The 17,835-nt window shown below is 36.4% G+C and carries 22 protein-coding genes; 4 read left to right on the top strand and 18 right to left on the bottom strand.

Features of this window, described 5'->3' with window-relative positions:
* Positions 1 to 34: 34 nt before the first annotated feature.
* From ACZ76X_RS19820 to ACZ76X_RS19810, 3 genes are all read right to left on the bottom strand, one after another.
* Positions 35 to 400 carry an arsenate reductase family protein gene (locus ACZ76X_RS19820; protein WP_000218968.1) on the bottom strand — a complete coding sequence of 122 codons (366 nt, stop codon included), beginning with the start codon at positions 398 to 400 and terminating at the stop codon, positions 35 to 37.
* A gap of 527 nt (positions 401 to 927) precedes the next feature.
* Positions 928 to 1,191 (bottom strand): DUF3937 family protein, encoded by a 264-nt coding sequence (locus ACZ76X_RS19815; protein ID WP_479851458.1) that lies wholly within the window; start codon positions 1,189 to 1,191, stop codon positions 928 to 930.
* 234 nt (positions 1,192 to 1,425) lie between these two features.
* The gene (locus ACZ76X_RS19810; protein WP_479851457.1) at positions 1,426 to 1,953 is read right to left on the bottom strand and encodes a hypothetical protein; all 528 of its coding nucleotides are present in this window, start codon (positions 1,951 to 1,953) and stop codon (positions 1,426 to 1,428) included.
* 143 nt (positions 1,954 to 2,096) lie between these two features.
* Between ACZ76X_RS19810 and ACZ76X_RS19805 the strand changes: the two genes are divergently transcribed.
* Positions 2,097 to 2,744, top strand: coding sequence for a phosphatase PAP2 family protein (locus ACZ76X_RS19805; protein ID WP_479851456.1), 648 nt, complete (start codon positions 2,097 to 2,099; stop codon positions 2,742 to 2,744).
* Between the two features lie 57 nt (positions 2,745 to 2,801).
* Here ACZ76X_RS19805 and ACZ76X_RS19800 read toward each other — a convergent pair whose 3' ends face one another.
* From ACZ76X_RS19800 to ACZ76X_RS19780, 5 genes are all read right to left on the bottom strand, one after another.
* Positions 2,802 to 3,815: a PTS sugar transporter subunit IIC gene (locus ACZ76X_RS19800; protein WP_000666177.1), complete on the bottom strand. Its 1,014-nt coding sequence runs from the start codon at positions 3,813 to 3,815 to the stop codon at positions 2,802 to 2,804.
* 22 nt (positions 3,816 to 3,837) lie between these two features.
* Positions 3,838 to 4,788: an L-lactate dehydrogenase gene (locus tag ACZ76X_RS19795; protein WP_479851455.1), complete on the bottom strand. Its 951-nt coding sequence runs from the start codon at positions 4,786 to 4,788 to the stop codon at positions 3,838 to 3,840.
* Between the two features lie 248 nt (positions 4,789 to 5,036).
* The gene (locus ACZ76X_RS19790) at positions 5,037 to 5,285 is read right to left on the bottom strand and encodes a spore coat protein (protein WP_001002987.1); all 249 of its coding nucleotides are present in this window, start codon (positions 5,283 to 5,285) and stop codon (positions 5,037 to 5,039) included.
* Between the two features lie 13 nt (positions 5,286 to 5,298).
* Complete coding sequence (locus ACZ76X_RS19785) at positions 5,299 to 5,484, bottom strand: hypothetical protein (protein ID WP_001180555.1); 186 nt, start codon at positions 5,482 to 5,484, stop codon at positions 5,299 to 5,301.
* Between the two features lie 146 nt (positions 5,485 to 5,630).
* Positions 5,631 to 6,344 (bottom strand): CPBP family intramembrane glutamic endopeptidase, encoded by a 714-nt coding sequence (locus tag ACZ76X_RS19780; protein WP_479851454.1) that lies wholly within the window; start codon positions 6,342 to 6,344, stop codon positions 5,631 to 5,633.
* A gap of 241 nt (positions 6,345 to 6,585) precedes the next feature.
* Here ACZ76X_RS19780 and ACZ76X_RS19775 point away from each other — a divergent pair, with 241 nt between their 5' ends.
* Positions 6,586 to 6,714: a hypothetical protein gene (locus ACZ76X_RS19775; protein ID WP_002193867.1), complete on the top strand. Its 129-nt coding sequence runs from the start codon at positions 6,586 to 6,588 to the stop codon at positions 6,712 to 6,714.
* 49 nt (positions 6,715 to 6,763) lie between these two features.
* On the opposite strand, the gene ACZ76X_RS19770 is transcribed toward ACZ76X_RS19775, so the two are convergent.
* From ACZ76X_RS19770 to ACZ76X_RS19740, 7 genes are all read right to left on the bottom strand, one after another.
* Complete coding sequence (locus tag ACZ76X_RS19770; RefSeq protein WP_098624864.1) at positions 6,764 to 7,051, bottom strand: DUF2178 domain-containing protein; 288 nt, start codon at positions 7,049 to 7,051, stop codon at positions 6,764 to 6,766.
* Positions 7,048 to 7,275 (bottom strand): helix-turn-helix transcriptional regulator, encoded by a 228-nt coding sequence (locus ACZ76X_RS19765; RefSeq protein ID WP_075312353.1) that lies wholly within the window; start codon positions 7,273 to 7,275, stop codon positions 7,048 to 7,050. The genes ACZ76X_RS19770 and ACZ76X_RS19765 overlap by 4 nt, the downstream gene beginning before the upstream one ends.
* Positions 7,276 to 7,450: 175 nt before the next feature.
* Positions 7,451 to 7,999: a TetR/AcrR family transcriptional regulator gene (locus ACZ76X_RS19760; protein ID WP_479851453.1), complete on the bottom strand. Its 549-nt coding sequence runs from the start codon at positions 7,997 to 7,999 to the stop codon at positions 7,451 to 7,453.
* 3 nt (positions 8,000 to 8,002) lie between these two features.
* Complete coding sequence (locus ACZ76X_RS19755; RefSeq protein WP_479851452.1) at positions 8,003 to 8,725, bottom strand: MBL fold metallo-hydrolase; 723 nt, start codon at positions 8,723 to 8,725, stop codon at positions 8,003 to 8,005.
* A gap of 140 nt (positions 8,726 to 8,865) precedes the next feature.
* Positions 8,866 to 10,650: an acyl-CoA dehydrogenase family protein gene (locus ACZ76X_RS19750; protein WP_048528292.1), complete on the bottom strand. Its 1,785-nt coding sequence runs from the start codon at positions 10,648 to 10,650 to the stop codon at positions 8,866 to 8,868.
* Positions 10,651 to 11,035: 385 nt separating this feature from the next.
* Positions 11,036 to 12,208, bottom strand: a complete 1,173-nt coding sequence (locus ACZ76X_RS19745) for an acetyl-CoA C-acetyltransferase (protein WP_001206335.1) — start codon at positions 12,206 to 12,208, stop codon at positions 11,036 to 11,038.
* A 21-nt stretch (positions 12,209 to 12,229) separates the two neighbouring features.
* The gene (locus ACZ76X_RS19740; RefSeq protein ID WP_479851451.1) at positions 12,230 to 14,611 is read right to left on the bottom strand and encodes a 3-hydroxyacyl-CoA dehydrogenase/enoyl-CoA hydratase family protein; all 2,382 of its coding nucleotides are present in this window, start codon (positions 14,609 to 14,611) and stop codon (positions 12,230 to 12,232) included.
* Between the two features lie 235 nt (positions 14,612 to 14,846).
* On the opposite strand from ACZ76X_RS19740, the gene ACZ76X_RS19735 reads away from it, so the two are divergent.
* Together ACZ76X_RS19735 and ACZ76X_RS19730 are read left to right on the top strand one after the other, a co-directional pair.
* A complete protein-coding gene (locus ACZ76X_RS19735) occupies positions 14,847 to 14,993 on the top strand; it encodes a YuzL family protein (protein WP_001096344.1) in 147 nt (48 codons plus the stop codon).
* 97 nt (positions 14,994 to 15,090) lie between these two features.
* Positions 15,091 to 15,930: a D-alanyl-D-alanine carboxypeptidase family protein gene (locus ACZ76X_RS19730; RefSeq protein WP_098668809.1), complete on the top strand. Its 840-nt coding sequence runs from the start codon at positions 15,091 to 15,093 to the stop codon at positions 15,928 to 15,930.
* 22 nt (positions 15,931 to 15,952) lie between these two features.
* On the opposite strand, the gene ACZ76X_RS19725 is transcribed toward ACZ76X_RS19730, so the two are convergent.
* From ACZ76X_RS19725 to ACZ76X_RS19715, 3 genes are all read right to left on the bottom strand, one after another.
* Positions 15,953 to 16,870, bottom strand: coding sequence for a proline dehydrogenase family protein (locus tag ACZ76X_RS19725; protein WP_479851450.1), 918 nt, complete (start codon positions 16,868 to 16,870; stop codon positions 15,953 to 15,955).
* 310 nt (positions 16,871 to 17,180) lie between these two features.
* Complete coding sequence (locus ACZ76X_RS19720) at positions 17,181 to 17,426, bottom strand: YusU family protein (protein ID WP_001290594.1); 246 nt, start codon at positions 17,424 to 17,426, stop codon at positions 17,181 to 17,183.
* 48 nt (positions 17,427 to 17,474) lie between these two features.
* Positions 17,475 to 17,777, bottom strand: a complete 303-nt coding sequence (locus tag ACZ76X_RS19715) for an MTH1187 family thiamine-binding protein (protein WP_098668808.1) — start codon at positions 17,775 to 17,777, stop codon at positions 17,475 to 17,477.
* Positions 17,778 to 17,835 lie beyond the last annotated feature (58 nt).

Below are 17,835 nucleotides of genomic sequence, written 5' to 3'. Positions count from 1 at the left end.
CCTCCAGTGAATGTATTAATTATGTAAAAATACCTTATTGGTACTTTTTCCACACACTTTCAAACTGCTCTTCGTTAAAACCAAGTGTTACATTCGTTCCATCTGTTACAATTGGACGTTTAATCAACATGCCATCAGATGCTAAAAGCTCGTACATTTCGTCTTCACTTGCATCTTTTAACTTATCTTTCAGACCAAGTTCACGGTAACGCATTCCACTTGTATTAAAGAATTTTTTCAATGGTAATTCACTTTTTTCATGTAAATTACGTAAATCTTCTTTTGATGGTGGATTTTCAACAATATGAATCATCTCATATGCTACATCGTTTGCCTCAAACCATTTCTTTGCTTTTTGACATGTGCCACACTTTGGATATGAATAAAATGTTACTGTCATAAATTCACCTACTTTTTTACTAACCTTTACCTTTATCATATAGAAAACGTTTTATTATTTCAAACGATTATTCGCTAAACTTTTACTTATTTCGTGATAATTTTTAATAATCCTGCAAATTTTTCTTATTTTTCCGCCATTTGTTAAGAAAAAATAAATATATAATTTTTTTTGATTCTTCTCTCATCCACCCTCCGAACATACACCTTAAACAAACGTTTGATTAGCTCCCCATTTTTCTTTGTTAACCCATGAATTGCATCAGTTTCTTCCTACCGAACATACATCTTAAACAAACGTTTGATTAACTCCCTATTTTTCTTTGCTAACCCTTGGGCTGCATCAGTTTCTTCCTACCGAACATATATCTTAAACAAACGTTTATTTAACCATTTCAGCCTATAGTCACAAACCTGGCAACACTTTACATGACAAGGCGTACAGATGAAAGAAACTAACGATTTTGGCCGTAATAGTGAGAGTATTCCATGGTGTTGAAGAAATTACCGCAAAGAAAAAAGACGCATCTAAATTGATGCGTCTTTTTGCGATGTTTCTTTTGTGAAATCATATAAAGCAATTGCGCCTAAAATAACCAATATACTTTCAGGGGCATCTAACAAAATAGTTTTCCAAGTTTCTGATATTACCCATTTAATACCTGCCGCTGATTCAAGATATGTTTGAAAATAACTGATTGTAAAATCAATTCCAAATAAACATACAAGTAATGTTAGACCAATTCGAATTAATTTCTTGTTTGTAAACATGTAACACCTCTCAAAATTCATTGGATATTTCTGATTTTAGTTCTTTATATACAAAAATCCCTATATTTAATTTTAACATACAAAATATCCAAATAAATACAATATGCATATTTGCATATTTCTTGCATATTGAGGAATTACTGTTAATAAAAAAAGTCCTACTAGTAACCTCATAACAATGGAATCATTTGGACCATTATATAACCGATTCTTGAATGCGAAATAAAGGAGAAACCTTGTTTACAGGCCCCTTCATCATCTATTCAAATAATCTGCAATTGTTTGAAATACGACGATATACATATTATGAATACTTTCTTCAGTATTTCCACCATTCGATAAACCAACTGCCCATTGTTGTCCTTCACCACTTCCGATATTTGCAAACCCTTGCGTATACATAGCATTTACATCTTTTCGGGCACTGTTATACTCTATCCCTTTTGTAATAAAAATCGAATATGACTTATCTTGTAAACCGATAAAAAACACTGGTTTCTTTAGTGATGAAAATACATTTTTATATTGTTCTGTTGAGGCTTCTTGAAAGTGATCTTTCATTATTAGAAAACCATCCACTTCCTTAGATTTCTTTTCCAGGTCCTCTAAATTCATTTCCTCAAACTTTATATTCCTAAACGTATCTTTCGGTTTTTCTCCAACAACTCCAATGACGAGTGCTCTTCCGTTATATTCTAATTTCTCTCCTTCTTTATCCTTTGCACACCCAGCACCGACTAGGCATATCAATATAAAAACTAAGAAATACGATAAACGCTTCATATAGCACCCTCCCCTTCTTTTCAGTCAAGTGACAAAAACGTAAGGTTCATTCAAGAAAATGTAAGTAAAATCGATAGCCCAAATTACGTTTCTATATTATAATCAATTGAATTTACTTACATTACTAAACATAGGAGATTATCATGAAGAAATTTAAACTTTCATCTTTTCTTCCGTTAAGTTATATACTTCTACTCGTACTCGTAAGTCCCCTTTACGATGTATTAAATAAATCAGCTGTTCATGCAGTAGATGTCACAACTGTAGTAGACGATTGGATTCCATTTGTAAAAGCATTTATTATTCCTTATTTACTTTGGTTTCCTTACTTATACGGCGCACTTATTTATTACTGCTTTGCAGATCGAAAACAATATTATGTCACTTTAAGTAGTATCATTCTTGGAAAACTTTCTTGTTTTTCTATTTATTATTTTTGGCAAACAACTGTACCACGTCCAATAGTCGTTGGATCAGACGTATTTTCCGAACTAGTCCGCTATATTTATAGTATCGATCAACCGGTGAACTGTTTCCCTAGCATTCACGTTCTTACTACCTTTATCATTATGTTAGCTGCCTTTAGACGTAGGGAACAACATGCTTTTGAATATTACATTCTTACCTTCTTCGGTACGCTTATTATTTTATCAACGCTATTTACGAAGCAACACGCATTTGTAGACGCCATTTCTGGAATGACGCTTGCAAGCATACTATACTTCGGCGTGCAGCTATTATTAGCAAAAGAAACAATACGTGTTCCAGTAAAACAAAATCAAAAAATGTAAAAAGCAGACTGTGGCTTCTACAGTCTGCTTTTCTCTATATAAAAGGAGATTTTCAATTTAAGATTGTGGTACAGTCATATCACCAGAGTGAATACGACCTGCTTTTTTAAGAGCAATGTAAAGTATATAAGAAACAGCTACTGGAATGACGATATAAGTGATTACCATCGCTGGGACAACTTCCCATCCTTCGCTGGAAATTAAATTAATTGGTGCGATAAGAGAACTTAATCCAAGACCTGCAATTTCTTTTCCTGCTTCCAGTTGAAAAATTAATGCGGATACTGGACCAACTATCGCACTGGCGACAACAGTTGGGACGAGAATCATTGGATTTTTAGTGATATTTGGCAACTGTACTTTCGGAGTACAAAGTGCTTGAGCTAATATGCCGCCTAAATTATTTTCTTTCGCTGAGATTACAGAAAATCCGATAAACTGGGCAACGCAACCTGCAAGAGCAGCACCACCTGCAACACCATCTAAGCTAAGTGCAATTGCTAACGCAGCTGATGAAGCTGGAGAGATAAGTAATAGTCCCCAAACGACTGCAATGACGATAGAAGCGATGAACGGGCTACCAGCTGAGCTATCTTTAATAAATGCTCCAACTGTATTTAAAACAGGAGTAATATTATGAGATAACCAAATACCGACTAAACCAGAACCTAATATGGCCGCAAATGGAACGAGCATCATATCTAAAGCAGTTTTCCCGCTTAAACGTTTACCAATATATACAGCCAAAGTCGCTGTTAATAATGCACCGATTGGCTCACCTGTTTTAATAATTAGACCTGCTTCAGTAATTGAAATGGATCCAGCACCAATCGCTCCAGCTACCATAGCCGAGAAGATTACAAGACCATTTGCACCGAGCATAAAAGCGATTCCGGCACCAATGGCTGGTGCCATAAGTGATTTTGCAACAACTCCGATTGTAATAAGTAACGGAATATCAACAATTCTTCCTATATTTTCGATTAGTAAACCAATTCCAAGGGATACGAAAATACCTTGTGCGATTCCAGCAGATGCTTTAAATACACGAGACATTATATATTCCTTCATTTGTTTCACCTTCTCCTATAAGTTAGTAACCAATTGTTTTCATATAATCACGTAAAATATCGTTTGATTTTGCGAATCGAGATTCTTCATCCTCTGTTAAGTTTAGTTCCACAATTTCTTTTATACCGTCTCTAGTAATAATAGCTGGTACTCCTGTGCAAATATCGTATTCACCGTACTCCCCATCTAAAATGGCCGATACAGCAATGACACGGTGATCATCGTTAAAGATTGAGCTCGCAATATATGCTAGAGAATTTCCGATTCCGTAATAAGTAGTACCTTTTCGTTTATAAATTTCCCATCCAGCTTTTGCAGTCTTCTCAACAATTTCATCTAAATCTATTTCACCAAATTTGTCTTTTTTCTCTTCTAAAATTTGTAGAATTGGCTTTCCACCAACAGTTACGTGAGACCAAGCAACCATTTGCGAATCACCATGTTCTCCTAATGAATACCCATGAATACTACGAGGGTCTACATGTAACATTTCAGATAAAATTGTTCGTAAGCGAGAAGAATCTAGTGATGTACCAGTGCCGATCACACGATTTCTAGGTAATCCAGATAATTTCCACACTTGATACGTAATAATATCAACTGGGTTCGATGCAAGTAAGAAAATACCATCAAATCCACTTTCCATTACGCTGCCAACAACACTTTCCATAATCTTCGCACTCGCTCCTAAAGTATCTAAGCGACTTTGTCCAGGCTTTGGTGCTGGTCCTGCTGTAATAATAACGATATCCATATCTTTGCAGTCTTCATAGCTTCCCGCATATACTTTTGTTCTTGTATTTGTAAAGTTAATGCAGTGTGATAAATCCATTGCTTCCCCAACTGCACGTTCATGATTTATATCAATTAATAATAGCTCTTCGCAAATGCCTTGATTCACAATGGAATATGCACAACTTGATCCAACTAATCCAGTACCGATAATTGCAATTTTTCTTGTATTTCGTTTCATAGCAATCTCTCCTAATTGATCATATAATCTATTTCTTTTGTTCTTTACACTCCTAATTATAGAGGTTCCCACGATATAAACCATGGATACTTTGTGAAATATTGAACAAACTTTTTGTCCTTTTTGTGAATTGTTATATTCCATTTTCGTCATATTTGTTACAACTGGAAAAATATTTATTTTATATTTATTGACATGCTCAAAACAAAAAAACGAGCGACTTCATTCGCCCGTTTTTTGTCATTCCATTATTCCGCACTTAATTGGCTTTTTAATTGCTGCACAATCATTGGATTCGCAGGTGCTGCCGGTTTGTAATAACTTTTTTGCTTTGCGTACTCGTACATATTACGTTGGCGCATTTCATCTTGATTACGAATTTGGATTAACGTTTGGTGTAATTGTTCATTATCAGACTGAGCAATATAATTTGCATAACTTGTTAAACTTGCATTTAATCCTGCTAAATAATCATTTACCATATCTTTTTCATTCATGTTCCGCTTCCTCCTATCCTAGGAAAGTCATTAATTGTTGCTTCGTATTTCGTGCATCTTGCGCATCCTTTTGTAACATTTGTTTCAATTGTGGATCTGTACACGTCTGTGCATACTGCTCCAACTTGTTAATAATTGTTGCGTGTCCACCGATCAAATGACGTAAGTTTTCTACTTCAAGCTCTGTTAAGTTTTGCATAGAATACTCCTACCTTTCTTTATTCGTTCACTGTTAGTATTTAGCTATTTTTTAATTGTATACATGAATTAACTTTTTCACGTGCATACAAAATAAAAGATGAATAGCTAAGCCATTCATCTTTTATACTGGTTATGTATTTATTTTTATAGAGATACAATCATACTTATACTCACAAGTAAGTTCCATACAATGTGTAAGACAATACTAGGTATAATAGATTGCGTCTTTTTGTATAACATCGCAAATACCATCCCCATAATCGTTGCCGTAATTAAAAGACCCCCATGAAGAATTCCAAAAATGAAGGAAGAAATAATGATACTAACTAAAAAATTATATTTCTTTTCTAAAAATCGATATAAAATACCTCGAAATAGAATTTCTTCTTTAATCGGTGTAATGATAGCGACACTTAGCACATATATAATACTTTGTATGCTATTTTGAAGCCCTAAACTCCCTAATTGTTTCTTTTGTTCTGCTGCACTTTCAAAACTAAATACATGTAACATTAAATATTGTGATAACGCAATGACAATAAAGCCAATTAGTAGATATAAATATGTCTTCCAACTCTTCAAAACGGATAAATCCCAAATAGATTTAATAAAATGAAGAACTGGTTTATAAGCTAATAAAACGATAACAACCACAATTGCATCGAATAAGAGCAAATAATATCCTTCTAATTTAGTACTTAATGCTTCTTCTCCATAAATCCCAAAGGCTAAACCAAGGAATAGTCCTCCTAGGAGTGAAATCCCTATAATCATTGCTATCATTACAAATAGATTTTTATATGTTATATTCTCTATTTTTCTTTCCACACTATACGTTTCTAACACTGTTTTACTCACAGTATCCCTCCAGTCATTCTCATTTACCTTATCGAAATATTTAAATTCAAATATATAGATAATATAACAAAATTTACAAAAAGAATAATATGCAATTTTACATATTATGAAAACTTTATATTTTATAGTTTTAGGAATAGGATTGCTATGCAATAATTATTATATGAAATTTCAAAAAACAATTCCTATCCACCATAACCCTCGCATCATATAAAACTTATTAGTTAAAGGAGCAATGAACATGAAAACACATGACTTCCTTACAGAAATCCAGAAGGGCTCTGAGCCTAGTCCATATCAAGATCCTATCGCATTCAGTTTTGTTTGCTTTTTCTTAGCGATATATACATTTTTCAAACCAGCTAAATAATATCATTTAACAAAAAAGAGCCTCTAAACCACTAGAGGCTCTTTCTCATCTAATATCTTCTTTTCAAAACTACAATAGTTAAAGCATAAGAACAAAGTACTCCAGCTAATAAACATGCATTTGCTAATTTATACTGTTCACCTGTCAATGAATATACATTCCCAATTAAAAAGATAACTAAATATAGAAATAAAAATACAAATAATGAAATTTTAGCTGCATTCCCTGTAATATGCTCGCCTCTTTCATCTTCCCCCTCATTCTTCTGAAAACGTGTTGAATATAAAACACCTATTAGTCCCGCTACTGAGATTATGATCCCTATTACAATGCTCATTCCGTTTCCCCCTCTATTTTATATTGAAAAACTTCATGAAACTCCTTACCTAAAATATGTGCAATTTCAAAAGCTAAAATTAAAGATGGATTGTAACGATTCGCTTCAATTGAGGCGATCGTTTGTCTACTTACCCCCGCTTTGTTCGCTAAATCAGTTTGTGACCAGCGTTTTTCTGCTCTAAGTACAACGAGATTATTTTTTAAATTTCCACTCTGTTTCATAATCTCTCCTCTTTTTACATTATTTTCTATATTTTAATTGTAAATTATTTTTAACATCATGTAAACTATTTTTAACAACAATAAAGTGAAACTTTAATCTACCTACTGTTCTTTTCGAATCATATACACTAAAAAACCTTAGAATCACTTCTAAGGTTTTTGTTTGCCTTGCTTCTCATTCACGTAATCCTTTAATAAACGTTTCCAATAATACATGTAAACTTGTATCTAAATCTAGTGGCAAACCAAATCCACCTTGCTGTTCAATCGACGCAAACCCATGACAAATACTTCTGAATCCACGTGTCGCATGAAGTGCATTCTCCCCTTCTAAGCCGTACTGTTGTAACACCTGCAGACAAAGCTTTACAATCCCGTCACCTGCTTTTCTTACTTCTTCATCTCGTAAAAAGGTTGCTTCATACAGTCCAGGATGTTTACGTACGAATGCTACATACGCTTCTCCTAAAGCATGAATTGCTTCATCCATCCGTTTATCCTCGGCCGCTTCTTCCAGTCTGTTATACAGCTGTTTGATTCCATAAATACCAAGATTTTTTCGTACATCTTGTAAGCCTTTCACATGATTATACAGCGAGGGGGAACGTACCCCTAATGTTTGCGCCAATGAAGCTAACGTTACTTCTTGTATTCCATTTGCATCTGCAATTTCTGCTGCTGTTTCTACAATTTTCTGTAATGTAAGTCCGATTCTCGGTGACATAAATTACCCCTCTTTTCTACTTTCTATATTCCGCTTTGCTTCCTTAATAGCAAGCTCTATGATAGCACCTGGATCTCTTATCATTTTCCCATGCCCTGCCGCAAGCAAGGACGGCTCATATTCTCTTAACTTCTCTGCACTTTGTAATGCGACTTCTTTACTCCACGTTGCCATCGCAGGAAACGGAAACCAAAATTTCATTTGTCCCGAAACAGCCATACCTCCTCTTGTTTGAAATGCATCCCCAACAATAAGAGCTTTATTTCGTACATCAAGAAACGACATGGATCCTGGCGTATGTCCCGGTGTCATAATCGCAAGAAGCGATCCAACTCGGTCGCCATCTTCTAATAAAACATCAGGTACCGTTTTTACCTTTTTAGGTACGCCGCCTTTTATCGGTATATTTGGTTCATCCTTTTGTAGCGTCGTATCTCCTTCTAACAGTTTTGCGTCCCGCTTAGAAATATAGACTGGAACATGAGGGAGTACTTCCTTTAATGCGTCTAATGCACCGATATGATCATCATGCGCATGTGTTAATACAATCTTAGTAATTGGTTTCCCTATTTTTTCAGCCGCCTGTAAAATACCTTTTGCGCTATATGGCAAAGCCGCATCAATTAAAGTTAAACCATCTTCTTCCTCCACAAAGTAACAATTCACAGGAAACACTCTTGGCAAAAATGACAATTGATATACCGTTTTTTCATGCATCATTCTCATATTTCCATCTCCCTTTTCACAAAAACTAATACTATTAGTTTCATTATACTAATGGCATTAGTTTTATGTCACTAAAAATTTCTTTTTTTCAAAAAAAAAAGAACAGTAGTCGTATAAACGACTACTGTTCTTTAAAGATATTAAACTGTGTAACGCTCATCTTCTAAAATTTTCGCAGCGATTTCACGTTTCTTCGGAATTACGTTAAGTGGTGTGTGGCGAGTTAATTTACGTAATGATGATAACATCATGCGTAGCATGTCGCCGTTTTCAACTGCGATAAGTGTTTCTTTCGCATCTGCTTCGATTTCGTTGAATGCTTCTTGGCAAAATACTTCAGTGTATAACACTTTTTGTTTATTCTTTTCAAGACCAGTTGCTTTAATTGCTTTTTCTGTACGAAGAACAGCTGACTCCATTGCGTATAGGTTGCTTACGATGTCAGCGATATTCACAAGAATTTCTTGCTCTTTATCTAATGCTTTACCGTATTTTTGAGCAGCTAATCCAGCTACCATTAAGCCAATTTTCTTCGCGTTACTTACTAAATATTTTTGAAGTGCTAATGGCTCATCGCCCACTTCTTCTGGCATCATCATCATTAACTCTTCTTGTAATTTTTGTGCTTTTTGAAGAAGTGGTAATTCACCTTTCATCGCTTTACGTAAGAACGTACCTGGTACGATTAGGCGGTTAATTTCGTTCGTTCCTTCGAAAATACGGTTAATACGAGAATCGCGGTACATTCTTTCAATCTCGTACTCTGCCATAAATCCGTAACCACCGTGAATTTGAACACCTTCATCTACTGTATAGTCTAGTACTTCAGAACCGAAAACTTTATTTAAAGAGCACTCGATTGCATATTCAGCGATAGAAGCTGCTACTGCTTTACCGTCCTTCACTTCTTCTTCAGATAATGTGCTCATGCGGCTTTCAAATAAACCTACTGTACGATATACAGAGCTTTCAGCTGCATATGTTTTCGCTGCCATATTCGCAAGTTTCTCTTGAATTAATGGGAAGCGAGCGATTGGTTGTTTGAACTGTTGACGTTGGTTTGCATATTGTGCTGAAATTTCTACTGCACGTTTCGCAGATCCAACTGTACCAACACCTAATTTATAACGACCGATATTTAAAATGTTGAATGCGATAATATGACCTTTACCAACTTCACCAAGTAAGTTCTCTTTCGGTACTAATGCATCTTCTAAAATTAACGTACGAGTTGAAGAACATTTAATACCCATTTTCTTTTCTTCTGGGCTTGTAGATACGCCAGCATATTCTTTCTCTACGATAAATGCTGAGAAGTGCTCTCCATCAATTTTTGCGTATACGATAAACACGTCAGCAAATGCAGAGTTTGTAATCCATTGTTTTTCACCATTTAATACGTAATGTGTACCTTCTGCATTTAAACGTGCAGTTGTTTTTGCACCTAATGCATCAGATCCTGAACCTGGCTCTGTTAATGCGTATGCAGCTAATTTTTCACCAGTTGCAAGTAATGGTAAATACTTTTTCTTTTGCTCTTCGTTACCGAATAATACGATTGGTAAAGATCCGATACCTACGTGAGCACCGTGAGTAATTGCAAAACCACCAGCGCGAGAGAATTTCTCTGCGATTAACGCTGAACTTACTTTATCAAGACCAATTCCACCGTACTCTTCTGGTACGTCAGCGCCTAATAAACCAAGTTCCCCAGCTTCTTTTAAAAGACGAACAGAACGATCAAACTCATGTTGCTCTAAATATTCAAGCTCTGGAAGAACTTCATTTACGATAAAGTCCTCTGTCGTTTTTGCAATCATTTTATGCTCAGATGAAAAATCTTCTGGCGTAAACACTTGATCAATCGTAATCTCATCTACTAAAAAGCTACCGCCTTTAACCGCACTTCCTACTGTTTTTTCCATGAAAATTTCCTCCTTCATATTTTCATAAGCCGCTTCTTCCGTTTTGAAAGAAGCTAGCTCTCCCTTTTGTTTTTATAAACCTTTGTTGCTTCCATTCTTTGCATTGGTGACGTCTCGTTCTGAGCGAGCCGCTTCTACTTTTTTATAATCCAGTTCCAGCGGCTAGAATGTTCGGTGGCTTCGCTTCTTCCTGCGAGGCAAAGAGCGCCTCTACGTCTGAAGCTCCATCCCCCTCACATTCTAAGCGAGCCGCTTCTACTTTTTTTCATAATCCAGTTCCAGTGGCTAGAACAGTCGGTCGTTTCATCCCTTCCTGTGAGGCAAAAAGCGCCTCTTCGTCAGGGCCTCCAACGCCCTCCTGTTCTGAGCAAGCCACTTCCACTTTTTATAGTAATTCAAACACTCCTGCTGCTCCCATTCCGCCGCCGATACACATTGTTACGATACCGAATTGTTCGTTGCGGCGTTTCATTTCGTGAATAAGAGATAGTGTTAGTTTTGCTCCTGTACAGCCAAGTGGATGTCCAAGTGCGATTGCACCGCCGTTTACGTTTACTTTTTCTTCATCTAAACCAAGTTCACGAATAACTTGGATTGATTGTGAAGCGAATGCTTCATTTAATTCGAATAGGCCGATATCAGATAGTTCTAAACCAGCTAATTTTAACGCTTTCGGAATGGCAGCGATTGGGCCAATTCCCATTACTTCTGGTGGTACCCCCGCTACTGCAAATGAACGGAATTTCGCAAGTGGCTTCATACCATCGCTTACTGCTTTTTCACGATCCATCAATAGTACAGATGCTGCACCATCACTCATTTGTGAAGAGTTACCAGCTGTTACAGAACCGCGAACGTTAAATGCTGGACGTAATTTACCTAAAATGTCTAATGTCGTTTCTGCTCTTACACCTTCGTCTTGTGCGAAAGTGATTGTTTCTTCTTGTAATTTGTTGTTTGCTCCAACAGTACGTAACGTTACATCTACAGATACTGTTTCATCGGCAAAGTTACCTGCAGCTAATGCTTTCGCAGCGCGTTGATGACTTCTTACTGCAAATGCATCTTGCTCTTCACGAGAAATTCCATATTTCACAGCAACTTGCTCTGCTGTATGTCCCATACCCATATAATATTCTGGAGCTGCCTCTACAAGGCGACTGTTTGGACGAACAACGTGTCCCATCATTGGAACTAAACTCATTGATTCCGCTCCGCCTGATAATACCGCTTCCGAGTGACCAAGCATAATGCGCTCTGCTCCGTAAGCGATACTTTGTAAACCTGAAGAACAGTAACGGTTAATTGTAATAGCTGGAACATCGTAAGAAAGACCTGCTAATCCCCCGATATTACGAGCCATATTTAAACCTTGCTCTGCTTCTGGCATCGCACAACCGAAAATCAAATCATCGATTGGTCCTTCATAATTCGCACGCTTTAACGTTTCTTTTACTACTAACGCCCCTAAATCGTCAGGACGAACTGTTTTTAATGAACCCCTCTTTGCTTTTCCAATTGGTGTTCTTGCTCCCGCAACAATGACAGCTTCTCTCATGAACGATATCTCCCCTCGTTATTAGTTACGTAATGGCTTTCCTTTTACAAGCATGTGCTGCATTCTTGCTTGTGATTTCATCTCACTTACTAAGCTAATAAATGCTTCACGTTCTACATCTAATAAATACTGCTCATCAACTTCTGTTCCGTACGGCACTTTTCCGCCCGCAATGACATATGCAAGTTTCTTCGCAATGTGAAGATCGTACTCTGAAATGTAACCAGATAAGTGCATTGCTTCTGCACCAAGTGCAAGAGTTGCATATCCTGTTTCACCAACAACCGGTATCTTTTTACGAATCGGTGCTTTATAACCCGCTTCATATAAAGCAAGTGCTTTCTGTTTTGCATCGTATAGTAAGTGATCACCATTCACACTAATACCGTCTTTATCACCTAAGAAGTTATGAGAAAATGCTTCTTGTCCTGAAGTTGAAACTTTCGCCATTGCGACTGTTTCGAACACTTTATTTGCAACTTTTTGCAGATCAAACTCTACGCCGTTTGCCATTTTATTTAAGTGTTTAATATATAGCTCTTTATTACCGCCTCCGCCAGGGATTAAGCCAACACCAACTTCTACTAAGCCCATATACGTTTCACTAGAAGCTTGAATGCTAGCTGCTGGTAAGCAAACTTCTGTACCTCCACCAAGCGTCATACCGTATGGTGCTGCTACAACTGGCTTAGAAGAGTATTTAATTTTCGTCATTGCATCTTGGAAGTTTTTCACAACTAACTCAATTTCAAAGTAGTTGTCATCTTGCGCTTCCATTAAGATCATTGCTAGGTTCGCACCAACGCAGAAGTTCTTCGATTGGTTACCGATAACAAGACCTTTGTAATTCTTTTCTACTTCATCAACAGCGTAGTTAATCATTTGCGTAATATCCATACCGATCGCATTGCTCTTCGAATGGAATTCTAAGCAAAGAATACCGTCGCCTAAATCGATTAAGCTCGCTCCGCTATTTTTCTTTAACACACCATTTTTCGCTTTTAATTGTTTAAGAGAAATTGCCTTTTTATTACGCTCAATTAGCTTATATTCACCATTATCGTAATAATAGCTATCTCCGTTATCATGTTTGTAGAAAGTAGTGAAACCTTTCTCTAACATTTCTTTCACCCAAGTCGGAACAACTACGCCGTTTTCTTCCATCTTTTGAACGGACTTTTCAACGCCGATTGCATCCCAAACTTCAAACGGTCCTTGCTCCCAGCCGAAGCCCCACTTCATCGCTTGGTCGATTGCAACGATATCGTCAGCAATTTCTTTATGAAGTTTTGCAGAGTATAAAAGAGTCGGTGTAATGATGTTCCATAACAACTCTCCTGCGCGGTCTTTCGCGTATACAAGCGCTTTCAATTTATTCGATAAACCTTTTTCTTGTTTACTTAACTCGATAGATGCAGCTTTTAATTTTTTGCGAGCTTCGTATTCCATCGTTTCAGGATTTAATTCTAAAATTTCTTTTCCTTGTTTTAAGAAGAATCCTTGACCAGTTTTGCTTCCAAGCCATTTTTTATCAAGCATGTCATGCATGAAAGCTGGTACTTTAAATACATCGCGCTCTTCTTCTTGTACGTTTTCATATACGTTATTTGCAACGTGTACGAATGTATCTAAACCGACAACATCTAATGTACGGAACGTTGCGCTCTTCGGACGACCAATAAGCGGGCCTGTTACAGAATCAACTTCCCCAATGCTATAGCCGCGTTTTACCATCTCTTGAAGAGTTACAAGTAAACCATACGTACCGATGCGGTTTCCAATAAAGTTTGGTGTGTCTTTTGCGATAACAACGCCTTTTCCAAGAACGTCTTCGCCAAATAATTTCATGAAGCTTAATACTTGTGGATCAGTTTCTTTCGTCGGTATTACCTCTAGAAGTTTTAAATATCGTGGTGGGTTAAAAAAGTGTGTGCCTAAGAAGTGTTTCTGGAAGTCGTCTGAACGACCTTCTGCCATTTTTTCAACTGAAATGCCTGACGTATTGGAGCTTACAATAGAACCCGGTTTACGAACAGCATCTACTTTTTCAAATAGTTTCTTTTTAATATCTAAGTTTTCAACTACTACTTCAATAATCCAATCTACATCAGCTAGACGCTCAAGATCATCTTCTAAGTTACCTGCTTCAATCAGTGCTAGATTTCCTTTCACTGTCAGAGGAGCTGGTTTTTGCTTTAATAGTTTTTGCAGTGCCGTATTACTAAAACGATTTCTCACACTTTTATGTTCTAATGTAAGTCCCTTCGCTTCTTCTTCTTTCGTAAGCGCAGGTGGTACAATATCAAGCAATAATGTCGGAATACCAATATTAGCTAAGTGTGCCGCAATCCCTGAACCCATTACGCCTGAACCTAGAACAGCAGCCTTTTTAATTTGGAACATCCATTTCTCCCCCTATTCTTGAATGAATGCTCATTCAATTTTTCGACATAAGTCGCAATCAATGAGTGAGCCTCTACTAATAAATATATGATACTGTTTAAATTTTCGCAATATATTTATTGATAAAATTTTCTGAAATAAATATTTTTCTTTTATTTGCCCATGCTATATATGTATTTTCTTCACTAAAATACACTTTCCCTTTTTATAATCTGACGAAACTGGAGGAATATATATGGCAAAACTTAAGAAGAACCCTTCAAAGGCTGGAATTAGTGCAGCAAGCGTAACTGGAAATGCAGGTCCGCATAATCACGGTGTGGAAAAGGGCCGTCAAGGTAATAACCAGCAATATAAGAAGCATAATATGGGCGAAAAATAACGCTATATTTTTGGGCAGAGAACGTGGCATAATGGGTAATGGCTACTTTTTCTGCCCAATTTATTTGTACATATGGAAAACAAAAGAGGGAACGATGATGAAACGAACAATAGTTATGATTGTAATGATTGCCACACTATTTACAGGGATGATTTTCTTCTCTTACGCACAAAGACAGCAAGCTGTAAGATCCGATCAACCTAGTATCACTGGACAATACGCCGTTACAATCGATGCAGACACAGGTGAAATTTTGTATGGAAAACGAGAAGACGAACGCTCTTATCCGGCTAGTATAGCCAAAATGATGACAACCCTTCTTTTACTAGAGAATGTAAAAGAAGACGAAGAAATTACAGTTACAGAGAACGCAATTAAAACAGAAAGTCAAAGTAAAAAAATTAAACTTCGTGCTGGGGAAAAGTTAAAGCGTGATGAGGCATTAAAACTGATGCTTATCATTAGTGCAGATCCAATAGCTGAATCCATCGCAGAACATATTGCAGGATCAAAAAATGAATTTGTAAAAATGATGAATGCTAGAGCGAAGGAACTTGGTACAAAGCATGCGACTTTCAAAAACGCAAGTGGTGCTGATGCACTCGGAAATAAAGTATCACCATATGACATTGCTATGATTACGAAAGAAGCATTAAAGTACCCAGTTGTTTTAGAATATATGAATTCAACACGTACAACTCTACATACTTCAGAACGCTCTCCAAACATCGCAAACTATGGACGAGAAGAACTATATGACGATCCATATGCAATTGGAAGTAAAAGCGGTCTATCGGCACTCGGCAAATATACGGTCGTAACAGTAGATGAGAAAGATGGTAAACGCGTCATTAATGTTGTATTATCTTCTACTCGCAAGCAACTGTATCCTGATACAAAGAAAATGGCACATTACGCATTTCAGCAATTAAAATAACCAAGGAGTATTTTCTCCTTGGTTATTTTTTAATCATACCTTTTAATACGAACGCAACGTTTGCTGGACGCTCTGCTAGACGACGCATGAAGTAGCCATACCAGTCGTTTCCATAAGGTACGTAAACACGCATTTTGTACCCTTCTTTTACTAGCTCAAGTTGACGCTCATTACGAATACCATATAACATTTGGAATTCAAATTGGTCTCTTGGAATGTTGTGTTCTTCGGCAAGTTTTTTCGTATATTCAATAATCGCTTCGTCATGTGAAGCAATTGCAGTATAATTTCCATTTAATAAGTGCATTTTAATAATTTTTTTATAGTTATCATCTACATCTTTCTTATCCGGGAACGCTACCTCTTCAGGTTCTTTATAAGCTCCTTTTACAAGACGTAAATTAGGACTATAAGCATTTAATTCTTCCATATCTTTTTCTGTACGATATAGGTAGGCTTGAATAACTGTACCAATATTATCGTACTCAGATTTTAACTGTTTAAAGATATCAATTGTCTTTCCGCAGCGTGTATAGTCTTCCATATCAATGGTAACGAACACACCATTTTCTTTTGCAGCTTCCAAAATACGGCGCATATTGTTCATTACGATTTCATCAGAGATATCTAATCCCATAGAAGTCATTTTTAAAGAAAGTTGCGAATCAAGACCTTCTCTTCCAATAGCACGGATCGCTTCAATCGATTGGTTAGCCATTTCATTTGCTTCCGCTTCATTATCAACGAATTCCCCTAAATAATCGATTGTTACACAAAGTCCTTGCTTGTTCAATTGTTTAATAGCTGCTGTCGCTAATTCAATTGTCTCCCCTGCGACAAAGCGACCTGCACCAAAGCGTAAACCGTACTTTTTAGCCAGTTTTGTTAGCGCTTTATTTTTAGATAAGAAAAGAAACGAATTTCGCATTAATTGTTCCATGTAATTCACCCCTATGACTTAATTTATCTGTTTTTTACCCCTCTTCAAAATTATATCATTGTTTAAAATTATTGGATACAAATAATTATTTAGATAATTTATAAAATACTATAAAAACATTTAAAACCCTATATTCTCGCTTATAAATATGTCTGAAATATTTTTCGACATTTAGAAAAATGGAGTTTACTAGGCACAAAATAAGCATGTCGAAAATATTCGACATGCCTATAAAACCCTTTATATTCCATGTAAATTATACAAGGATATTAATACAGAAAACTTGAGATTATATTTGCCTCAAGTTTTTTTATTGCTCATTTCTCTTCTCTTCATTCAGCCTTTTAATATCTGTAATTAACTGTACCATCTCTTCTTTCGCATCAGGATATGTTTCATTCCAATGCTTCACTAAAGCCGGCATCGTCTTGGCTATGTAAGAATACAGTGCCCACTTCTGCACCTGTTCTTTTCTCTCTTCATTGCTCTCTCCAAGTAATAGTTCCGTGTATTTCTCTAACAACCCGTCAAATTGTTCGTTAAACTTTTCACTCATCTTATCTACCTCCTATATGAAAAAAGCAGCGAAGATCGCTGCTTTTCTTTATAATTTTGATCGAACAGAGTTTAATTTCTTCTCCATTGTGCTTACTTTATCGCGACGATCATCAATACGAATTGTTGTCGCAACGCGCTGCGCACCTTTCGCATATGGAACTTCATGCATTTGTTGAATTACTTCTAGAATGACAGGAAGATCTCCTTCAATAATTGTATTCATTGGTGTTAATTGATACTTCACGCGATCTGCATTTTTCTCTAGCACCTTTTGTACTTCTGCTACATATTCACTCACACTTGGATTACCTGTTCCTACTGGAATAATCGATACGTCAACAATTGCCATAGTAGTCTTCCTCCTATAATTGCTTCTTATATATCCATTGTCTATTTTACCGAAATAC

Source organism: Bacillus sp. BC05(2025) (assembly GCF_056725905.1).
This window is presented reverse-complemented; position numbering and strand designations above follow the sequence as displayed.